This is a genomic window from Roseivirga pacifica, assembly GCF_900111145.1.
GTDB classification, from domain to species: domain Bacteria; phylum Bacteroidota; class Bacteroidia; order Cytophagales; family Cyclobacteriaceae; genus Roseivirga; species Roseivirga pacifica.
Genome location: NZ_FOIR01000001.1, coordinates 849653 through 869262 on the forward strand (window position 1 = coordinate 849653; position 19610 = coordinate 869262).

Below are 19610 nucleotides of genomic sequence, written 5' to 3' on the forward strand. Positions count from 1 at the left end.
TAAAAAGCGTAACATGTAAAACTGAACCGAACTTATGGGAAGGTACAATTTTTTCAAAATTTGTTAATAGAACGCCTTTAATAGGGAAGTGTTTGGGTTGGTTCTTCAACCTACAAAAAAACCCTGACGACTTCGCCAGGGTTAGGTTCCATTCCACGCGACTTTTGAGCTTTTACAGGCTCATCATTTCTTTAAAGCGCGCTGCTTGTCTGCGGCTAACTTCTACTTTGTCGCCACCACGTAACACCACCATAAGGCCGCCATTGAACCAAGATTCAATGCTTTCTACCCAAGTAAGGTTAATAATGTGCTTGCGGCTTGCTCTAAAGAATGAGCGATCGTCTAACTTTTCATCCAATGCGTTCAGCGACTTGTGAATCATTGGTTTAAAGTTGTCGAAGTAGATTTTGATATAGTTACCGTCCGACTCGAACAAGCGAATGTTTTCTAGCTTTACAAACCAGCATTTGTCGCCATCTTTTACAAAAACGCGGTCTTGTGGTCCAAGCTTTTTAGGCTCACTGTTTTCTGGCTCTTCTTCTTTTTGGGCTTTGCTAACCAGTTTGGTTACGGTTTCTTTTAAACGGTCTGGCTCAATTGGCTTCAATAAATAATCGAGCGCATTAAAGTCGAATGCTTTTAGGGCGTACTCGTCATAAGCAGTTGTAAACACTACTTCCGGAACGGTATCGAGCGATTCGAGCAGTTCGAAACCGGTTTTGCCCGGCATCTGAATATCTAAAAAGAGTAAGTCTGGCTTAAGGCTTTTTATTTTCTCCTCTGCATCTTCTGCATTTACCGCTTCACCAACAATCTCTATTTCCTGGTACTCTTGTAACAGATTGCTGAGCTCTTTGCGAGCCAGTCTTTCGTCATCTACAATCAGTGCTTTCATATTCAACTTATTAGATGCGCTGAGGTATTCTTACCTCAGTCACGACAAACTTATCATTTTCATTGTACATTTTAAAGGAGGCTTCTTCACCATAGATCAACATTAGCCTTTCTTTAGTGTTTACTAAGCCAACCCCAGACCGTTCGCGCGGTCTTTTACGGCCATAAACCAGTTGGCCGCTGTTTTTGATTCTTATGCTTAACACAGAATCTTCCACCTTGGTTGCTATTTCAATTAGGCCGCCCTCCATTAGGTTAGAAACACCGTGCTTAATGGCGTTTTCTACCAAGGTTTGCAGCATCATTGGTGGCACTTCAAAGTGGTCCGACTGTTTATCAATCGAATACTTTACTTTTAGTCTTTCTTCAAACCGAATTCCCTCTAATGCGAGGTAATCTCTTACGGTATTGAGTTCGCTACGGAAGTTAACAACTCTTTTTTTATCGGTAATTAAAGAATTCCTTAAAATATTAGATAGTTGCGTAATGGCAATTTTGGCCTTCTTCGGTTCCTCATCAACCAAAGCTCGCATGCTGTTAAGTGCATTGAATATAAAATGCGGATTTAGCTGCGCTTTGAGCTGATTTAGGTGCATTTCGTTCATGGCCGCCTCGTACTTCAGCGAGCGGTTATTGCTTTCTAAATAGTGATATAAAAAGTAAACGGTGGTCCAAATAATATAAATGACCACATAGGCCAAATAGGGTAAAACCACCTCGGTAAAAATGGCTTCTTTTAAATATACCTCGTGAAAGACAGAGTAAAGCAAGAGCGAAGCAACCAAAACCAATAGCGCTGCGGCAAAAATTACTGCCAGCAATCGCGGAATTACCCTGTTAATATTGATTTGTACCCACGCCCGCTTAATAATGCTTTTTCGAAGAATGCCATGCGAGACGAAAAAGAGCAGCAATGAATGAATAATGAGCTCTGTTCGCTGAATGGCTTGCGTTTCGGAGTTAAGCTCTTGTGGGTTAGAAATAATGAGCGCGTAGTTAGCCAAAAAATAGACTCCCCAGCCTAGAATTTGTAGTGTCCAGTATAAGCGCTTCTTCCTCATTCCAGCGCGAAAAATAAATAAAGTTCGCTTGAATAACGGCAATCTTTCGTGCCAGTGGTTCAGAGCGTTGAAAATTTGGTATTAAAGGCTGTCGCTTGGTTTATGAGACTTCTTTCGAATAAATGTTCTGATGATCAGGCGTGTACCACGATCGTAGGTCATGTAATTCCAAACCCAGTTGCTCAGGGTTACCAATCTGTTCCGAAAACCAACAATTGACATAAGGTGAACGAACATCCAAACCATCCACGCAAAGAAGCCCCCAAAGTGGAATTTGGGTAAGTCTACTACAGCTTTATTTCTACCAATGGTGGCCATAGATCCCTTATCTCGATATTTAAATGATTTCCAGTCGGCTGTTGATTGGTGTACCAGGTTTTTGCCCAAAGCTTGTGCCTGCTGTATGGCTACAGGTGCCACCATTGGGTGCCCGTTCGGAAACTCATCCGATAGCATGCCAGCAATATCACCAATGGCAAACACATCATCTACTCCAACTACTCTGCTGTACTCGTCTACTTTTATTCGCCCTTTGTGCAGCGAACTTTCTGGCAGACCGTCAATTATGTTACCGGTAACTCCAGCAGCCCAAATCACGGTTTTAGCAGGAATTACAGTGCCATCAGATAGGGTTACTTTTTGGCCGTCATAGTCTTTTACCACGGTGTTGAGCGAAACCTTGACATCAAACTTGTTCAAATACTCAAGGGCTTTTTTACTGGATTTATCGGACATACCAGCCAATAAGCGAGGACCACCATCTACCAGATGCAAGTTCATGATGTTAAAATCAATGTCGGGGTAGTCTTTTGGTAGTACGTGCTTCTTCAGTTCACCCAAAGCTCCCGCTACTTCTACCCCAGTGGGACCACCGCCCACAATTACAAAGTTGGTGAGTCTGTCTTTTTCGCGTAGGTCTTGTGTCATTACCGTTTGCTCAAAATTCTGTAGCATGTGGCTGCGCAAGTCTAGTGCCTGTGGTACTTGTTTCATAGGGAAGGTTCTTTCGTACAATTCCCTATTGCCAAAGTAATTGGTTTTAGAGCCGTTGGCTATTACGAGCAAATCGTAACTGAGCTCGCCAACAAGCGTGGTAATGGTTTTCTTTTCGGGGTTAAGGCCTGTAACCCGGGCCATTCTAAAGTAAAAGTCTTTATGGTTATCAAAGATTTTGCGCAGCGATTCGGCAATAGAGTCAGGTTCTAAACCTGCCGTGGCCACCTGATATAACAATGGTTGGAAGGTGTGGTAATTGTGACGGTCGAGCATCACAATTTGAAAGTTGGCTTTTCTTAATGATTTGGCGATTTGAATGCCACCAAACCCTCCCCCAATAATAACAAGGCGAGGCTTGTTTGAGCGGGGGATATCTAGGTGCAGATGATCGAATGGGCTCATATAAAAAATGTTAAATAAGGAACGAAATGGGCTGATATACCGTTCCTTAACTGTAACATATTTGAGCGAATTTGTTAAAATATGATAAAACGAATAACGCAGATAATAGCATTGAAAGCTTAGCGTTATTTAAATGACACACGGATAAGAAATGTAAGTAATTAAAATCGGTGGAGGTTAATGGAGACATTGACCAAGTGAAGTTGATTCATAGTGTGTTGATTTTAATGTTTTGGTTGAAGATGATGCTGTCGCGAAAGTGGCAGCATCTTTTTTTTGGACTGTTGCGAAGTGGATTAAAAACGAGCATTTGTTACACCATGGATGGAATAGAGGATGAGGTCGGAAACTACTTCATTTGACCAAGCCGCCACAATCGGTGAGGACACCGATTGGATTGCAGTTATGCCTTCAACTCTTCTTTCAAAAACCTTGCGGTATGGCTCTTTTTGCTTTTGGCTACTTTTTCAGGAGTACCTTCAGCTACAATAGTTCCGCCTTTTTCGCCACCTTCTGGGCCAAGATCAATAATGTGATCAGCCACTTTGATTACATCTAAGTTGTGCTCAATAATAAGTACTGAGTTGCCTTTATCTACCAGTCGATTCAACACATCGAGCAAGTGCTGAATGTCTTGGAAGTGTAGGCCTGTAGTTGGCTCATCTAAAATGTAGAGGGTTTTGCCGGTATCTTTCTTAGAAAGCTCGGTAGCCAGTTTTACACGCTGTGCTTCACCACCGGAAAGGGTAGTGGCATGCTGGCCAAGCGAAATGTAGCCTAGGCCAACATCGTTTAGCGTTTGTATCTTTCTCAAGATCTTCGGCTGATGCTCGAAGAACTCTACAGCCTGCTCTACTGTCATGTCCAACACATCGGAGATCGACTTTCCTTTGAAACGCACCTCCAAGGTTTCGCGGTTGTAACGCTTGCCTTTACAAGTTTCGCAAGGCACATGAACATTCGGCAGAAAGTCCATTTCAATCAGCTTCATGCCGGCACCTTCGCAGGTTTCGCAGCGGCCACCTTTTACGTTGAAGGAGAATCGGCCGGCTTTGTAACCGCGGATTTTCGCCTCAGGCAATTCGGTGAAAAGCGTGCGTATATCGGAGAATACTCCAGTATAAGTGGCCGGATTCGACCTTGGTGTTCTACCAATTGGCGACTGATCCACTTCAATCACCTTGTCAATATTTTTCAGCCCATCAATTGAATCGTAAGGAAGCGGAGCCCTTTTCGACCTAAAGAAATGATGGTTTAGAATAGGGAAGAGCGTGTCGTGAATTAGGGTAGATTTTCCCGAACCAGAAACACCCGTAACGCAGATCATTTGTCCCAATGGAAGCGTGAGGTCAACATTTTTTAGGTTGTTTCCTTTTGCTCCTTTCAATTCAATGCTGTTGCCATTGCCCTTTCTTCTCTCTTTCGGCACATCAATATTTCTGGTGCCTTTTAGGTACTGGGCAGTCACTCCGTTTTGCTCCAAAAATTCTTCTGGTGTTCCTGCAGCCACTACAGTACCGCCATGGCGGCCTGCGCCTGGCCCAATATCTATAATGTGGTCCGATGCCAACATCATATCCTTATCGTGCTCCACAACAATAATGGTGTTGCCGATATCGCGCAGGTCGCGCAGGGCATTTATAAGCTTTTCGTTGTCGCGTTGGTGGAGGCCAATACTCGGCTCATCCATAATGTAGAGCACGCCAACCAGCTGCGTACCAATTTGCGTGGCCAATCGAATACGCTGTGCTTCACCACCCGAAAGTGTTCTTAATGGGCGGTTCAATGTTAGGTAATCAAGCCCAACATCAAGCAAAAAGCCAATGCGCTTTCTAATCTCTTTCAGAATTTCTGGCGCAATCTTGTTCTGCTTATCTGTAAGCCTGTCTTCCAAACCAACAAACCACTCACCCAGCGACTCAATGTCCATGTTGGCCAATACCGAAATGTTGGTGTCGGCAATTTTAAAGTGCAGCGATTCTTTTTTCAGTCTAGCACCATCGCAAGTTGGGCAGGTTTTTACGGTCATAAAGTCCTCAATCCACTTGCGTGTTTTTTCGGTGCCTTCAGACTTTTGCTTTTCCAAAAACTTAATAATTCCCTCGAACTTGGTGTTCCAGTTAGTGCCTGGGTACTTTTTGGAGCTAACCGCTACGGGTACATCATCACCGTAAAGGATCACTTCTACCACCTCTTCCGGCAAGTCTTTTATTGGGGTTGAAAGGCTTTTCTTATAACGTTTAAGAATTGCTTCCAGCTTTTTGAAAATCCAGATATCGCGGTATTCGCCCAAAGGAGCCAAACCACCACGGCTAATGCTGAGGTTCGGGTCGGCAATTACCGATTCGCGGGTAATTTCTTCTACCTGGCCAAGCCCGTTACAAGTTGGGCAAGCGCCATATGGCGAGTTGAATGAGAAGTTATTTGGCGCAGGTTCATCGTACGAAAGCCCTGTTTCTGGATCCATCAAGTACTTGGAGAAGTGGTGAACCTTGCCGTCTTCATCACGCACCATCATTACGCCATTGCCGTGCGAGAGCGCTGTTTGCACCGATTTTGTGATGCGGAAACGGTCTCCATCATCGGCTATAATGCGGTCGATTACGATTTCGATGTCGTGTGTTTTGTAACGGTCTACCTGCATTTTAGGCACCATTTCCATTACCACACCATCCACACGCACTTTGGTAAAGCCCATTTTGCGAATCTGCACAAATAGCTCGCGATAGTGCCCTTTTCTACCTTTTACTACTGGAGCCAAAAGAATGAGTTTCTTTCGCTCAAAAGTTTGAATAATGTGCTCTACAATTTGGTCTTCCGACTGACGAATCATCGCCTTGCCCGTGTGGTAAGAATAGGCAATGCCTGCTCTAGCATATAGCAATCGCAGAAAATCGTAGATTTCCGTAAGCGTACCCACGGTAGACCTTGGGTTGCGCGAAGTGGTTTTTTGCTCAATGGAAATAACCGGGCTTAGGCCGTTGATCTTGTCAACATCGGGCCGCTCCATGTCGCCAATAAAGGCACGGGCATAAGCCGAAAAGCTTTCCATATACCTGCGTTGGCCTTCAGCATAAATGGTGTCGAAAGCCAGCGAAGACTTACCTGAACCAGAAATACCAGTAATTACCACGAGTTTATTGCGCGGAATTGTGGTGTCGATATTTTTTAGGTTGTGCTCTCGCGCCCCAAAAATCTCGATTTGTTCGTGTCCTGATAGGTCAACCGGTGCCGGTGAAATGGATGCGTTTTCCTTAAGTTTTTCCATGAATTGCGGGCTAAATCGCAGAATTGACAAAGGTCGAGATTTAGCAATGCAATTACAACAGTGGTTGTGGTATTAAAGTTTATTCTAGGAGCTAGGAGCTAGGAGCTAGGAGCTAGGAGCTAGGAGCTAGGAGCTATTGGACAGGTTGATTTAAAAGGTATCGATTTATAGATCATATTTTGGCGGAAAATGATTTATAAATGTTGTAGAACCTATTCCCCTCATTTTTAAGGAGGGGTTAGGGGTGGTTAGAACTGATAACTCCCCATAATGGCCAAATGATCTGAAGTGATTTTCACCGAGTCGAGCGATTTGCAATTGATGCCTTTTGAGTGAAAAATGTAGTCTATTGGGATTTGTGCCACAAACGGATTCCAAGCAGGGAAGGTGGGTACGAACTTTTTGCGGCTGTCTTCTAAGTCGGTCGAGGCTTTAAACTCCTTCATGCGTTTGTCCCATGGTACCGTGTTGAAGTCGCCCAACACTAAGAATTCACCCCCGTTTTGCTGCACAAACTCGCTGGCTTGTCTTATGTGCGCATTCCGATGCTGCCACTTGGCTTTGTTGCGTGGAGAGCGCGTGTGCAAAGTCAGAAAGTTGATGGCCTCATTTTCAATCAAAACTTGGCCACTCAGGTTGGCGGTGCCTTCCCAGAGGTGTTCATCTATGTTTTGCAAAGGAAATTTACTGAATACGGCAATGCCTTGTCCGGCATCTTTTTGTCTTAAAACCTTAAAGTAAGGGTATTCATCGGCTAGTTTTGCCTCTAATTCATCTGCCCACTTATTGCTTACTTCCTGAAAGGAAATGAAATCTGGGGAGAGATTTTTCACATTTTCAATAGTTTGGTCATAGGCGGTGTTTGATGACAGCACGTTGAACTGCATTACTTTCAATTTGGCATCGCCCTGTTCAAATTGAGAGCGAACGCCAATGGATGTGTTTACTTTTACAAGCAGTAAAAAGTATACCACAAAGTTGACTGTAGACACACGGTAGTGGCGCTTAAAAATCCAGAAAATGCTGAGCAAACCGTAGGCTAACATGGCCTGAAACAAGAATGACTGGAGCATGGTAAGTGAATAGTTAAAGGTGGGCACCAATAGAAAGATGCCCGGAATCATAAACAATGCAGCCCAAATTCGCTCTTTATTGGCCGGTTGCCTAAACCAGCAATACCAGCGAACTAAGAATAGAATGGCCTTCATCAAAAATTTTAACTTATAGGCTTTCATGTGCTATTCTTTTTGTGGGTTTAATGTTATACCAATCAACTTTTCTGGACAAATGCATGCATATTCCTAAGACAACAAGCAGGCCAAAACTACCAACGAGCAAAGCAAAGTCTTCCATTTGTAAAATCACATAAATAAATGTGTAAATGAGTGAAAAGAAGCCGGCCATTGTCAGCGCTAGTTTTTTGCTTTGAAGTATTGAGGCAGAATACACCGAAAGCATTCCGATAATAATGAGTGCCGCCAAAATGTAGGCTGGTGTAAAACCAATTACTTCCGACAAGGACAAAAGCAAAGTGTAGAAAATGCTGAGCGCCAAACCCACCAAAATGTACTGAATAGGGTGAATTTTCTTCTTGTTGAGAATTTCAATAAAGAAGAATGTAATAAAGGTGAGGAAGAGAATAAGCACCGCATATTTGGCCGAACGTGTGTTTTGCTGATAGTTATCTACCGGTTGAAAAAGACTTACGCCAAATGCTGATTGCTTGATGCTGTGCGTTCTGCCAATCCATTTTTGTGGGTAGTTTCTATTGAGGTCAAAAACAGACCATTCTGAAGCGAATCCACTTTTGTCAGTCGTGTAATCGTCAGGCAAGAATTGCCCCGTAAAACTTGGGTGTTGCCAGCTTGACTTTAGCGCTATGCTCGTGCTTTTTCCAACCGGGTTGAAAAGCAGCTCTTTGGTGCCCCTAATGTCTAAAGTGGTATTAAAAGCGATGGTAGATTTGCTTGGGTCTATGGCGATTCGTGCATTTACTCCCGATTGTTTATCGATAGAAACAGGGCTTGCTATTCCGTATTCATTATTCGATTGCCCTAAGTCTAGCGAGAGATAGGCAGGAACTCCCGGCTCCATGTTGTACTTACCTTTATCTAGCGAAAATTTTATGTTCGATTGAATGCCCCGTAAATCGGGTATGCCCATGGATATGGTTGCTTCGTTCCACAGAATGTTTTCGGGCTGATCTGTAAACTCTGAAAAATCGAACTCGGAAAAGCTGCCGGCAATTTTCAGGCTGGTGGAATAAACGATCACTTCATAAATACCTCTTTTGCGTGTTTCAGGAGCTATATCACCATTAATATTGAGTTCCTCTGGTAAAAAGTGTGCATAGCTGCGCACTGTATATGCGCCTTTTTCTCCGCTAAGTTCTTTTTCGAAAGGAATGCTGATTATAGGGCCAGTGAGCTCTAGCGGTGCAGCCCATTTTTTCCAAACCTCTTGGGCTGCAAACTCTTGATTTGATTGCCTTTCTCTTATCAGCGACTTTATCATCGCGTTGGGAATAAGCAAAATGGCGATCAAGAGGCCTATTGAAAGTAGCTTTACGCTTACCGAGTTTTTGATCGCATGATTGATCTTTTCAAATGTGGTTTCTGGCTGCTGTTCCATAATCTGTTTATTTAAAAGTACTTTGTTTTTCAAAGTGAGTGAGTAAAATTTTTTAGTTCATTATTTCTGTCCTTTTATCAATGCCTCAAGTGCATCTATATGTGCTTTGAATGCTTTTTTGCCATCAGCTGTAGCGGCATATTTTGTGTTGGGCTTTCTCCCTATAAAGGTCTTGTTCACTTGAATGAATGCTTCTTTTTCCAGTGCTTTCAAATGGCTTGCCAAGTTGCCATCGGTTACGGCAAGCAACTCCTTTAGGCGGTTAAAGTCCATGGCATCGCCAGCAATTAGTGCCGACATTATGCCTAACCGCACCCTATTTTCAAAAGCCTTATTTAGTTTGTGAATATCCACGCTTAGCGTTCGTACTTGTAATACATTACTGCCCCATAAATAATATGTAGCAGGCCAAATCCGGCCGCCCAAAAGTACAACCCATAGCCGGTATAAACGCAGGCTATCAGGCCTAAAAGTATTTCAGAAAGCCCAAGCAAGCGTATGTCTCTGTAAGTGAAGTAACTGGCGTTTAGTAGGCCAAGTCCGTAGAATATCAATGTCATAGGAGCTACAAATTTAATGTAGCCTTCTTTGTAAAAGATTACGGCCAAAGCACCACCAACCGCTAAAGGAATTAATAGATTTATTACCAGTTGCTGGGCATTTTTATCCCAAAACACCAAGCCTAGTTTTTTGGCTTTTCTTTTAGAAAGAACTACACCGGTAATTATGGCCAAGCTCAAAACACCGAGCGCATCGAGCAAAAGAACCGTTACATTTTCTTTTACACTGCGCACCAGTTGCTCAGTATAGCCTACGGTTTCGTAAGAGTAGGCCACCTCGTAGGCTATATATGCGCCAATAAGTGCATAAATGCCCGCCATTATTCCGGAAAGTCCACTAAGCGAAATAAAGCGAGACGACCGCTCCATGATTGAGCGGATCTCCGAAATGTCTTTCAAGTAATCTTTTTCCATTATAAAAGTACTTTGAATTGCAAAGTAAATAAAATGATGTGAAATAAGCCTTTTTCAAGAATTATTTTTTTGGTTTGCTTTCAAATGCACTCCTCGGCTGAAGTACAACTCAAGCAGTCGCTCGCTAAAGGTGAGCCAGCAGCGTTTGAATCTTTGTTCAAAACGTACTTTCAGATGCTTGCCGTTTTTGCCAAAAAGATGGTTGGCGATTTAGAAACCGCTGAGGACATGGTGCAAGAGGTTTTTATCAAACTGTACGATAAAAAGGATAGCCTCCATTTGCACGGTTCGCTTAAATCCTTCTTGTTTCAATCGGTGCGGAACAAATGTTTGGACCACTTGCGGTCCCAACAATCAAAACAGGGTCATCACGATTATATTAAGGAGACAGCCGAAACACTGGACTTTGATCCAGCCGATTTGATGGAACAAACCGAATTGGAACACAAGATCTATCAAGTAATTGCCGAACTGCCAGAGCAATGCCAGCTTATTTTCAAGATGAATCGCTTTGATGGAAAGAAGAATCAGGAGATTGCCGATGAGCTGGGCATATCAAAACGCACGGTGGAAACACAAATTTCCAAAGCCCTAAAACGCCTTAAAACAGAAGTATTCGACTATTTACAGGTGCTTGTAATATTGTTCATCTATTTTTTTCAAAAATATTTTTAATCTGCATACGTGTATGAAAGCTGCCGCCCGTCTTGCTTGTGAATGATATGAATGACCATAGAGATCATATCGATGAAACTACGCTATTGAAGTACTACCTGAACCAGCTAGATCAGGAAGCCAAAACGGCTGTGGATAAATGGCTGGAGCAGGAAGAAAACAGCAAAGCGTATGAGCAATGGGTGCGCATATGGCAGAAGGCCGATGCGGTTGAAGATTTTGAAAAGATTGATGTTGAAGCAAACTGGCAGCGTTTTCAGCAAAGTGTCGGCACTGGTAAGCAAAGCTTCTGGAGTGCTTGGAAAGTGGCGGCTTCATTACTGCTTGTAGCGGTATTCGCTTTTATAATTGTAAAGTATAATGGACAAAATGAAAGCGGAACGTGGATAAACTATCAGGCACAAGCTAATGACGACTTGGTTACGCTTTCTGACGGCACACAGGTTTGGTTAAAAGAAGGAGCCACAATTCGCTATCCGCAAGAATTTGTTGGGAGCGAAAGACCGGTAGAACTAACTGGTGAGGCTTACTTTGATGTAGCTCACAATGCCGAAAAGCCTTTTAAGGTTAAGGCAAGTGAAACCACAACCGAGGTTTTGGGTACTTCTTTTAACTTAAGAAGTGCTAGTGAAATCGCTCCATTAGAGTTGGTGCTTTTAACCGGAAAAGTGCGTTTTAGTACCGAAAACGAAATGGTGATTTTGCAGCCAGGCCAAAAAGTGGCGTTAAACAGTTCGGGCTTTATTACCAAAGCTGCGAACGACAACGTGAACTACTTGGCTTGGAGAACTGGCTTGTTTGTTTTCGAAAACACATCAATGGAACAGGTAATGGCTGACTTGGCAAATGCTTATGGCTTTAATTACCAATTCCAATCTGCTACATTCTCTTCATGTCCGCTTACAAGTAAGTATGAGCAAGAATCGCTCGAGGACATCTTCCTTTCGCTCGAAGTACTGTTTGGTGCGCAAATTACCCAAACAGGCGATCAGGTTACGATCATCGGTGGTCAGTGTAACTAAGCAATTTTTAACTCAAATATTATGAACAACGTTAAACGAACACTCTTCGTAATGGTCTTGCTTGTCGTAGCGGTAAGCGCAAAGGCTCAAAACTCCGACATCAGAACCATTTTCGACTCTAAAGGAGAGCGCAGCAATGGTGGTTATGGAGGTATTACCACTGGTTATTCGAAAATTGCCGATAGAGATGCCCTTTTGGTCGGAGGGCAAGGCGCTTGGTTAATCAACCATCAATTCGGAATTGGCTTGGCCGGAACAGGCTTTATGACAGAACGCGAATTCGATAGTGAACTGAACAATCGCTATTTGGTAACCGGTGGCTACGGTGGCTTAATGCTCGAATTTATTGCGTTTCCGCAAAGCCCAATCCACCTGAGCTTTCCGCTTGTAGTAGGTGCTGGTGGCGTAAGTTATTCTCGTTCTACCAGAGATTACGAATTGGGTTTTTCTGAAGATAGCCAAGCATTCTTTGTGGTAGAACCAGGTGCCGAAATAGAAATGAATGTTATCAGTTTTATGCGTTTGTCGTTTGGGGTGAAATATCGTTTTACTTCAGACATAGACCTGACATACTTAAACTCTGGCGACCGCATTTTAGAGCAAGATGCACTGCGTGGCCTCACTGGTACTGTGGCTTTAAAATTTGGTAAATTTTAGTGATACAATTATTTAGACCGTAATTTCGTAGCACAATTAAGTCCGGTGAATAGCCGGGCTTTTTCACATTTCCATGGCGCGTTACATACTTACATTTTTATTGCTTATCGGTTCAGTTCAGGCCTTTGCCCAAGCCGATGGACTTTTGAACAGGCCCTTTACCCTAAATGAGCAGAATACCGCAGTAGAAGACATTCTGAAGAAGCTGGAATCTGACGATTTGCGCTTTACATATTCTCCGCAGGTTTTTGATGTTAAACGCAGAGTCACTGTCAACTTTAGGCAAGAAAAACTAAGTGTTATTCTGCAAACACTCTTTCGCGCGCAAGACATGGAAATGGTGGTAATGGGCAGCCAAGTGCTGATTAGAAAAAAGAAGGCTCCGGCAAAAGAAGAGCCAGACACTACCGCCAACTCGCTCAAGCCAGCGGTTACAATTGCTCCAACTATTGCTAGCGAACCGAAGACTAATCCCCAAGACTCGCTGCGTACTGCTGAAGTAGCGCAGCCTGACACAGTTCAGGTTCAGCAAACGCCAGAACCAGAAGGCACTGGTGGAGTAGGAGCAGATGTTGAGCGCACTGAATTGAATACTGCGGCTTTTGTGGCTTCAACCTCAGTTTATGGAAGAGCGCCATTGGCCTTAAAAACCGACTCTACGAGTTATAACCTCCAATTGGCAGAACAGTTGGATTTTCTATTGAGAAGGTACAGAACCTTTGTACAACAACCCGTAGCAGAGGCTAAACCACAGAAAAGCCGAGAAATACGCACTTTAGCCGACCGTAGAGGCTTTAGGTTTGCCGCCTCTCTAAATGTAGCTGCCACACCTATAGTTGATCAAACAGGCATTTTGATTGGTGGCCGATTCAACTTTAAGTCGAGTCCGAGTTTTGGGGTGGGTTTTGCCGGGGCAGGCTTTCTTTCACCTAAAATATTAGACCAACGTTTTGATACCAACCACCGTATTTCGGGTGGTTATGGTGGATTCCTTTTTGAGTACACGGCTTTTCCTAGAAGCAAAGTGCACGTTAACTTGCCTTTGTTAATTGGTGGTGGAGGCGTTACCTACATTAAAAATGATATAACTAGTCCTGATCTAACGCCAGAGGATACGCGGCCAATATTTGTAGCCGAAGGTGGTGTTGAACTTGAAGTGAATATATTCCCATTTTTTAGAATTGGCTTAGGTGCTATTTATAGGCACACCTCTAATGGTGCATTGCGTTATACCCAAGAAAACGGTGGAGGAGTTATTTTTGCCACCGAGGATTTAAGTGGGCTTAGTGGAATGATTAACCTGAAACTTGGCAGGTTCTAGCTTAAGCATCAGCTGTTAGGTTTTCTTTTCTTATCTTGAATGAGGCGAAGCTGTACCCTTTGCACGCCCTCAATTTATAGCATATGATTATAGAGATACTTGCCGCGATAATTGCCACTGTGCTTGGCGGGCTTTTTCCACTAATTAGAAAGTTCGCTAAAAGCCGCTTTGATAAGCTCTACGCCAAAGGTAAATATGGAAAATTCCATCAGTCAGTTGCCAAACTACTTGATATTGAAGTGGGCGAAGAGAAATCCTTCGATAAACGACTAGAAGAAAACTTTGAGAAGCTGCAGAAGGCATTTGAAAAGGTGGAGCACGCCACCGAAGATTTTAATGAGCTACTGCGTGAAAAAGAGGCGAGTGTTCTGGTAATGAAAGAGCAGGTGGAAGTGCTTTCTAGAAAGGAAGAAAACCTAAAATCGAAAATGGAATCTATGGGCGAATCGCCAGACGAGACCCAAAAACTATTTGAGGAGAGTATTGCGAAAATGCGTAAAAGAAATGCCCGAAGAGATTATGCAATTTTTGTATTTGCAGTCATCTTCTCCGGGCTAATTACTTACCTAGTTAGGCACTATGTTAATGTATAATGCCTAAGCTGTAGCTGGTTTATCGTAGTATTTCTTCTTTAACCAGAAAGACACGCGCACTAACAATATAAGTGCTGGCACCTCTACAAGCGGGCCAATTACCCCTGCAAATGCTTGCCCCGAATTAAGCCCAAATACGGCAATGGCTACTGCAATTGCCAGTTCAAAGTTGTTGCCCGCTGCCGTAAATGCAACGGATGCGTTTTTATCGTATTCTGCTCCCATGGCTTTGCTAAAAAAGAAGCCGATTAGGAACATAAGTGCAAAGTATACAAGTAACGGAATAGCGATTCGTACCACATCCATTGGTATTTCCACAATCAATTCACCTTTTAGCGAGAACATTACCACAATAGTAAAAAGCAGTGCAATTAATGTTATTGGCGAAATGGTTGGAATGAACTTGTTCACGTACCAATCTTCTCCTTTTAGTTTCACCAAAATGCTTCTGCTGAGTATTCCCATCAAAAACGGAATACCCAAATAGATGGCCACACTTTCGGCAATGGTAGCAATAGAAATATCTACAATGGCACCTTCGTAGCCGAAAAGAGGGGGTAATTTGGTAATAAATAGCCAAGCGTAAAAGCTGTAAGCAAACACTTGGAAAACACTGTTTAGCGCAACCAAGCCAGCGCCATATTCGCTGCTGCCTTCCGCCAAATCGTTCCATACTAGCACCATGGCAATACAGCGGGCCAAACCAATCAGTATCAGTCCGACCATGTATTCTGGGTAATCGTGCAAAAATGTAAGGGCCAGCACAAACATGAGTACAGGGCCTACTATCCAATTAAGAATTAATGAAATGGATAAGATCTTAACATTGCGAAATACCTGTGGTAAAAGCTTATAGTTCACTTTTGCCAGAGGCGGATACATCATTAAAATAAGGCCAATGGCTATGGGAATGTTGGTACTACCGTAACTGAAAGAATCGATAACGGTGGCGCTAGATGGAAAAACATAGCCAATGGCCACTCCAATGGCCATGGCTAAAAATATCCAAAGCGTTAAGTACCGATCTAAAAAACCGAGTTGCTTCTTTTTGTTACTCATTAGTATTTAATATTTGAGAATACATAGTGCATTTCGCTAGCAATTTGTAGCGAACGCTCATCATACTTTTCTGCCTCTTCGGCCGTGCCATCAAAGGCTTTTGGGTCTTCGTATGTCACCGAAATACGTTTTTCTGTACCGGGTATAAATGGGCAGTTTTCATCGGCATGCGAGCAGGTCATTACCGCAGCAAATTTGTCTGTACGATTTACCGAATCGTCATATAGCTTGGAAAAAGCACTAAGAGGCTCGTTGTCGTCAGAGTTGAAAACAAAATACACTGGGTTAGTTTGGCCTTTGCTGCTTACCCTAAAGCCATTGCGCTTTATAGCTTCCACTGCGCGCTCGTTAAAAGCAGTAACTTCTACACCACCAGAAAGGCTTTTAATCGGAATACCGAAATAATCGGCAGCAGTCTGCGCCCATATTTGCGAAAACTGGCTTCTGCGCGAGTTATGTGTACAAATAAAGTTAAGGTTTACAGCCTCGCCACTATCCAGTTTAGTTTGCACGTAGTTGATCAATGGCTGCAAAATTGACTTTCGTTCTGCGGAAATTTCTTGCTGTGCGGCTTGCTCTAAAGAAGCTAGCACAGGGCTGAGTAGCTTTATCTTTTCGTTTTTCATTTTGTCTAAATAGTTTAGCAACAACCAGAGCCAGGTATACAGGCGTTGGGATCTTGTTGCAAGTCGGCAAGATTTACTTTTGGCTTGGTGGTTTTACCTCCTGGTTTTTCAGCAAATACCGTTACGCTGAATATTCCGGTTGTTCCTTTATTGAAGTCGGCAATTTCTTCTGCAGAAAGGTACTTGCTCAGAATATCGTCAGGAATCGAGATTGGCTTTTCTTTTTGAAGCGTAATATTGGTAAAGCCAGCGTCTACAATGTGCTGAAGGTAATCGCTCTTTTGAATGGCACCAGCCACGCAGCCAGCATACATTTCTGCATCTTCGCGAAGGGCCTCAGGCAGGTCGCCTATCAGTACAATGTCAGAAATACTGAAATGGCCACCAGGTTTTAACACACGAAAGATCTCGCCAATTACTTTTGGTTTATTAGGTACTAAGTTGAGCACGCAGTTACTCACAATAACATCGGCCACATCGTTGTTCACCGGCATATCGTCAATATCTCCTTCACGGAATTCAACATTGTTATAGCCTAGTTTTTCAGCATTGGCACGTGCTTTTTCAATCATGGCCGGAGTAAAGTCTATACCGATAACTTTTCCTTCAACTCCAGTTTCGTGTCGCGCTACAAAGCAGTCGTTTCCGGCACCAGAACCTAGGTCAATTACAGTGTCGCCTTTTTGAATCTGGGCAAACTGAGTTGGTAAACCACAGCCAAGGCCTAAATCGGCATCTTCTACATAGCCGTTGGTGCCAGTGTAGTCGTCCATCATAATGTTGTACACCTTGTTAGATGCATCGGTGGCGCCACAGCACGAGGCGGCATTTTCGGCTTTACCTTGTTGGGCTATTTGAGCGTATTTCTCTTTCACCACGCTTTTTAGTTCTTGTTCCTTACTCATGACTTTTTGATTTATGTTATTGCAATATTACGATGGTTAAAGGCAAATTTTTTTAACAACAGTTATCGCCTTGCTGTGCGGCAAACTGATCGAATATTTCACTGAATTGTTTACTGATCTCAGCCCAACGAACTGGGTTTATACAGTAGCTAATACGAGAACCTTCTATTGTTCCTTGAATTATGCCGATGTCTTTGAGCTCGCGCAAGTGTTGGCTTATGGTTGCCTGAGCCAAACCTAACTCTTGCACCAAATCGCCATTTATGCAGGCGTTGGTTTTTAGCAAGTACTGAATGATGGCTACACGGGCAGGGTGAGCAAAAGCTTTGGCCGCCACGGCTATTTCATTCTGTACATCTGAAAAGAGATTGGTTTTAGTAACTCCCATTTTTAATTAGCTCATTGCAATATTACGATGAAACTAAATGAATAACAAACATCAAGTAAATCAGTTCATCAATGTTTGTTTTTTTCTGAACTAGAAGGCTAGAGTAAAGTAAGGACAAAGCCCAAAATAGCACCACCAATTACGATCCATAGTGCGCTTACCTTTTTAGACTTAAAGGTTACAATGGTGCTTAGTATGGCAATCAGAGCTGTTTTCCAGTCGACTAAAATGTTTTGGCATAGGTTGAAAGTTACGGCCACCATAATGCCCACCGCTGCTATGTTTACCGCATCTAAGAAGCCCGCAGCCAACTTGGAGTTTCTTAATTTTGGCACAATTGGGTTGAGTAAAAGCACAAAGAAAAAGGAAGGAAGAAATATTCCGGCAGTGGCGGCCATGGCACCCCAAACACCATTTACCTGGTAGCCAATAAATGTAGCCGTAGAAAGTACTGGGCCTGGTGTAAACTGACCAATGGCTATGGCATCGAGTAATTCTTGGCGGGTAAGCCAGCCGAGTTTTTCTACCAATTCGCCATCTAAATAGGCTACCAAAACATAGCCGCTACCGAATAATACGGCTCCAATTTTTAAGAAAACGAGAAAGAGTTTAGTGGTTGAAATACCTTCGGCACTTAAATTGCCAAGGCTGAAAAGCAAAAAGGGAGCAAAGGATTTTAAGTTGCCACTGTTAGGGTTTTGGATAATGCCGAACCATAATAAGCCCAAAACACCTGCACCTAATATAGCCAGTACTTCGTTGAGGCCAAATAGCGAGGCTGCAATAACGGCAGCACCAATTACCCCGAGTTGCCAGTTTTTTAGTGCTTTTTTACCCAGCTTGAGTATAGCGCCAATAATAATGGCAATAACAGCCGGCTTAATTCCGTATAGAATGGGTTCTACCGCGGGCACCTCACCATAGGTTACATACAGCCAAGCCAGCAAGCCCGTTAGCACAACGGCTGGCAAAATGAATGATGCCCCGGCAAGAAAAAGGCCGCGCCAACCAGCACGTTCATGGCCACAGTGCATAGTCATTTCGGTGGAGTTGGGGCCTGGTATAAGGTTGGTGGCACCTACTAAATCTAGAAAATGCTGGCGGCTCATCCACTTGCGCTTTTCCACAATTTCTTGCTCCATCATCGCAATATGTGCCGCTGGGCCACCAAAAGCGATTAGCCCAAGCTTAAAGAATACCTGAACTACCTCTAAATATTTGTTTTTGCTTTCCATTTGCTATTGAATCGATACAAAAATAAACCACACAGAGTTTTGAAAATGGTCTATTTGAAAATGGAATGGTATTAATTAAGCTGTTGGCGATAGCTTTTCGGGGTGACTTGGCTATGCTTTTTAAAGAACTTGATAAAGTGAGAAGGGTCTTTAAAGTCGAGCTGATAACCAATGCTAGCCACAGATAACGAGCTATACTCTAGCAACCTTTTGGCTTCTTTAATTATGTGCTCTGCCAATAGTTCGGAGGCCGATTGTCCGGTTTGTTTACGGCAAATGGCGCTTAAGTTTTGTGGACTGGTATTTAACTTTTCGGCATAGTAGGCTACTTGGTTTTTAATGTCTTCAGTAGCGGTGAGCATTTCTAAATACGCCTGAAAAGTATCGTTTGTGGTTTTCCCTTTTGGCTGGTTTACCGGATAGGTTAGCACTTTAGCAAAAATGGCTTTTAGTAGCCCCTCGATGATTGGTTTTTGAAAGGAGCTCTTTTGCGAAAACTCGCCTTCGAGCAACTTAAAAAGTTGCTCTAGTGCCTTGGCTTCTTTTAAGGCAATGCAGCTGAGGTTAGCAATCTGAGAGAGCAACTGGCTTAGTTCCGCATCGTTACTTTGGTCGAAAAACTCTTTTTTCAGAATTAGGACGTAGCCTTCTGGCTCGCTTTCGAGCTGCCAATGGTGTACTTGTTCTCTGCGAATAAAGAAAAGTATGGGCGGTTTGATATCGAAAGTCTGATGATCAATACTATGCTTTCCTGTTCCGCCTGAAAGAAAAACGATCTCGAAGTACTTTTTGTGTTTATGTGGTTTTGTTACTCTAATGTGCTTTTTGAATGGCTCAATCTTCAGCAGGTCGCTTTGGCTCGATTTGTCTTTTACGCTAATTGATTGTTCGCCATTCATTGCA

19 protein-coding genes are annotated in these 19610 nt (G+C 43.1%); 5 read left to right on the forward strand and 14 right to left on the reverse strand.

Features of this window, described 5'->3' with window-relative positions; all coding sequences use genetic code 11:
* Positions 1-172 precede the first annotated feature (172 nt).
* The 8 genes from BMW98_RS03905 to BMW98_RS03940 all read right to left on the reverse strand — a co-directional run bounded on the left by BMW98_RS03905 (position 173) and on the right by BMW98_RS03940 (position 10226).
* Entirely contained in the window at positions 173-895 is a 723-nt protein-coding gene (locus BMW98_RS03905; protein ID WP_090257086.1) for a LytR/AlgR family response regulator transcription factor, read from the reverse strand.
* A gap of 10 nt (positions 896-905) precedes the next feature.
* Positions 906-1955, reverse strand: a complete 1050-nt coding sequence (locus BMW98_RS03910) for a sensor histidine kinase (RefSeq protein ID WP_090257088.1) — start codon at positions 1953-1955, stop codon at positions 906-908.
* A gap of 81 nt (positions 1956-2036) precedes the next feature.
* The gene (locus BMW98_RS03915) at positions 2037-3353 is read right to left on the reverse strand and encodes an NAD(P)/FAD-dependent oxidoreductase (RefSeq protein WP_090257090.1); all 1317 of its coding nucleotides are present in this window, start codon (positions 3351-3353) and stop codon (positions 2037-2039) included.
* A gap of 403 nt (positions 3354-3756) precedes the next feature.
* The gene (uvrA, locus tag BMW98_RS03920) at positions 3757-6621 is read right to left on the reverse strand and encodes an excinuclease ABC subunit UvrA (protein WP_090257092.1); all 2865 of its coding nucleotides are present in this window, start codon (positions 6619-6621) and stop codon (positions 3757-3759) included.
* A 248-nt stretch (positions 6622-6869) separates the two neighbouring features.
* A complete protein-coding gene (locus tag BMW98_RS03925) occupies positions 6870-7856 on the reverse strand; it encodes an endonuclease/exonuclease/phosphatase family protein (RefSeq protein ID WP_090257093.1) in 987 nt (328 codons plus the stop codon).
* Positions 7843-9252, reverse strand: coding sequence for a cell envelope integrity protein CreD (gene creD, locus BMW98_RS03930; RefSeq protein WP_090257094.1), 1410 nt, complete (start codon positions 9250-9252; stop codon positions 7843-7845). The genes BMW98_RS03925 and creD overlap by 14 nt, the downstream gene beginning before the upstream one ends.
* Positions 9253-9312: 60 nt before the next feature.
* On the reverse strand, positions 9313-9606 hold the full coding sequence (locus BMW98_RS03935) for a winged helix-turn-helix domain-containing protein (protein WP_262501581.1): 294 nt from the start codon (positions 9604-9606) through the stop codon (positions 9313-9315).
* Between the two features lie 2 nt (positions 9607-9608).
* Positions 9609-10226, reverse strand: a complete 618-nt coding sequence (locus tag BMW98_RS03940) for a hypothetical protein (protein WP_090257095.1) — start codon at positions 10224-10226, stop codon at positions 9609-9611.
* A gap of 84 nt (positions 10227-10310) precedes the next feature.
* On the opposite strand from BMW98_RS03940, the gene BMW98_RS03945 reads away from it, so the two are divergent.
* The 5 genes from BMW98_RS03945 (at position 10311) to BMW98_RS03965 (ending at position 14494) form a co-directional block, all read left to right on the forward strand.
* Positions 10311-10901, forward strand: coding sequence for an RNA polymerase sigma-70 factor (locus BMW98_RS03945; RefSeq protein WP_090257096.1), 591 nt, complete (start codon positions 10311-10313; stop codon positions 10899-10901).
* Positions 10902-10948: 47 nt separating this feature from the next.
* Complete coding sequence (locus BMW98_RS03950; protein WP_139177408.1) at positions 10949-11923, forward strand: FecR family protein; 975 nt, start codon at positions 10949-10951, stop codon at positions 11921-11923.
* A 21-nt stretch (positions 11924-11944) separates the two neighbouring features.
* Positions 11945-12580: a hypothetical protein gene (locus BMW98_RS03955; RefSeq protein ID WP_090257098.1), complete on the forward strand. Its 636-nt coding sequence runs from the start codon at positions 11945-11947 to the stop codon at positions 12578-12580.
* Positions 12581-12653: 73 nt separating this feature from the next.
* Positions 12654-13901 carry a hypothetical protein gene (locus BMW98_RS03960; protein ID WP_090257100.1) on the forward strand — a complete coding sequence of 416 codons (1248 nt, stop codon included), beginning with the start codon at positions 12654-12656 and terminating at the stop codon, positions 13899-13901.
* An 83-nt stretch (positions 13902-13984) separates the two neighbouring features.
* A complete protein-coding gene (locus BMW98_RS03965) occupies positions 13985-14494 on the forward strand; it encodes a hypothetical protein (protein ID WP_090257102.1) in 510 nt (169 codons plus the stop codon).
* 3 nt (positions 14495-14497) lie between these two features.
* Here BMW98_RS03965 and arsB read toward each other — a convergent pair whose 3' ends face one another.
* The 6 genes from arsB to BMW98_RS03995 all read right to left on the reverse strand — a co-directional run bounded on the left by arsB (position 14498) and on the right by BMW98_RS03995 (position 19606).
* Positions 14498-15553, reverse strand: a complete 1056-nt coding sequence (arsB, locus tag BMW98_RS03970; protein ID WP_090257104.1) for an ACR3 family arsenite efflux transporter — start codon at positions 15551-15553, stop codon at positions 14498-14500.
* Positions 15553-16179: a low molecular weight phosphatase family protein gene (locus tag BMW98_RS03975; protein ID WP_090258202.1), complete on the reverse strand. Its 627-nt coding sequence runs from the start codon at positions 16177-16179 to the stop codon at positions 15553-15555. Before BMW98_RS03975 ends, arsB begins: the two co-directional genes overlap by 1 nt.
* Before the next feature lie 14 nt (positions 16180-16193).
* On the reverse strand, positions 16194-17084 hold the full coding sequence (locus BMW98_RS03980) for an arsenite methyltransferase (protein WP_090257106.1): 891 nt from the start codon (positions 17082-17084) through the stop codon (positions 16194-16196).
* A 52-nt stretch (positions 17085-17136) separates the two neighbouring features.
* The gene (locus BMW98_RS03985; RefSeq protein ID WP_090257107.1) at positions 17137-17472 is read right to left on the reverse strand and encodes an ArsR/SmtB family transcription factor; all 336 of its coding nucleotides are present in this window, start codon (positions 17470-17472) and stop codon (positions 17137-17139) included.
* 98 nt (positions 17473-17570) lie between these two features.
* Positions 17571-18707, reverse strand: a complete 1137-nt coding sequence (chrA, locus tag BMW98_RS03990) for a chromate efflux transporter (protein WP_090257109.1) — start codon at positions 18705-18707, stop codon at positions 17571-17573.
* A gap of 71 nt (positions 18708-18778) precedes the next feature.
* Positions 18779-19606: an AraC family transcriptional regulator gene (locus BMW98_RS03995; RefSeq protein WP_090257111.1), complete on the reverse strand. Its 828-nt coding sequence runs from the start codon at positions 19604-19606 to the stop codon at positions 18779-18781.
* Between the last annotated feature and the right edge of the window lie 4 nt (positions 19607-19610).

Bases quoted from the DNA above. Each gene is read 5' to 3' on its own strand.
- BMW98_RS03925 (WP_090257093.1), bottom strand. From the start codon at position 7,856: ATGAAAGCCTATAAGTTAAAATTTTTGATGAAGGCCATTCTATTCTTA.
- arsB (WP_090257104.1), bottom strand. From the start codon at position 15,553: ATGAGTAACAAAAAGAAGCAACTCGGTTTTTTAGATCGGTACTTAACG.
- BMW98_RS03945 (WP_090257096.1), top strand. From the start codon at position 10,311: ATGCACTCCTCGGCTGAAGTACAACTCAAGCAGTCGCTCGCTAAAGGT.
- BMW98_RS03910 (WP_090257088.1), bottom strand. From the start codon at position 1,955: ATGAGGAAGAAGCGCTTATACTGGACACTACAAATTCTAGGCTGGGGA.
- uvrA (WP_090257092.1), bottom strand. From the start codon at position 6,621: ATGGAAAAACTTAAGGAAAACGCATCCATTTCACCGGCACCGGTTGAC.
- BMW98_RS03995 (WP_090257111.1), bottom strand. From the start codon at position 19,606: ATGAATGGCGAACAATCAATTAGCGTAAAAGACAAATCGAGCCAAAGC.
- BMW98_RS03975 (WP_090258202.1), bottom strand. From the start codon at position 16,179: ATGAAAAACGAAAAGATAAAGCTACTCAGCCCTGTGCTAGCTTCTTTA.
- chrA (WP_090257109.1), bottom strand. From the start codon at position 18,707: ATGGAAAGCAAAAACAAATATTTAGAGGTAGTTCAGGTATTCTTTAAG.
- BMW98_RS03960 (WP_090257100.1), top strand. From the start codon at position 12,654: ATGGCGCGTTACATACTTACATTTTTATTGCTTATCGGTTCAGTTCAG.
- BMW98_RS03940 (WP_090257095.1), bottom strand. From the start codon at position 10,226: ATGGAAAAAGATTACTTGAAAGACATTTCGGAGATCCGCTCAATCATG.
- BMW98_RS03980 (WP_090257106.1), bottom strand. From the start codon at position 17,084: ATGAGTAAGGAACAAGAACTAAAAAGCGTGGTGAAAGAGAAATACGCT.
- BMW98_RS03905 (WP_090257086.1), bottom strand. From the start codon at position 895: ATGAAAGCACTGATTGTAGATGACGAAAGACTGGCTCGCAAAGAGCTC.
- BMW98_RS03965 (WP_090257102.1), top strand. From the start codon at position 13,985: ATGATTATAGAGATACTTGCCGCGATAATTGCCACTGTGCTTGGCGGG.
- creD (WP_090257094.1), bottom strand. From the start codon at position 9,252: ATGGAACAGCAGCCAGAAACCACATTTGAAAAGATCAATCATGCGATC.
- BMW98_RS03915 (WP_090257090.1), bottom strand. From the start codon at position 3,353: ATGAGCCCATTCGATCATCTGCACCTAGATATCCCCCGCTCAAACAAG.
- BMW98_RS03955 (WP_090257098.1), top strand. From the start codon at position 11,945: ATGAACAACGTTAAACGAACACTCTTCGTAATGGTCTTGCTTGTCGTA.
- BMW98_RS03950 (WP_139177408.1), top strand. From the start codon at position 10,949: ATGAATGACCATAGAGATCATATCGATGAAACTACGCTATTGAAGTAC.
- BMW98_RS03985 (WP_090257107.1), bottom strand. From the start codon at position 17,472: ATGGGAGTTACTAAAACCAATCTCTTTTCAGATGTACAGAATGAAATA.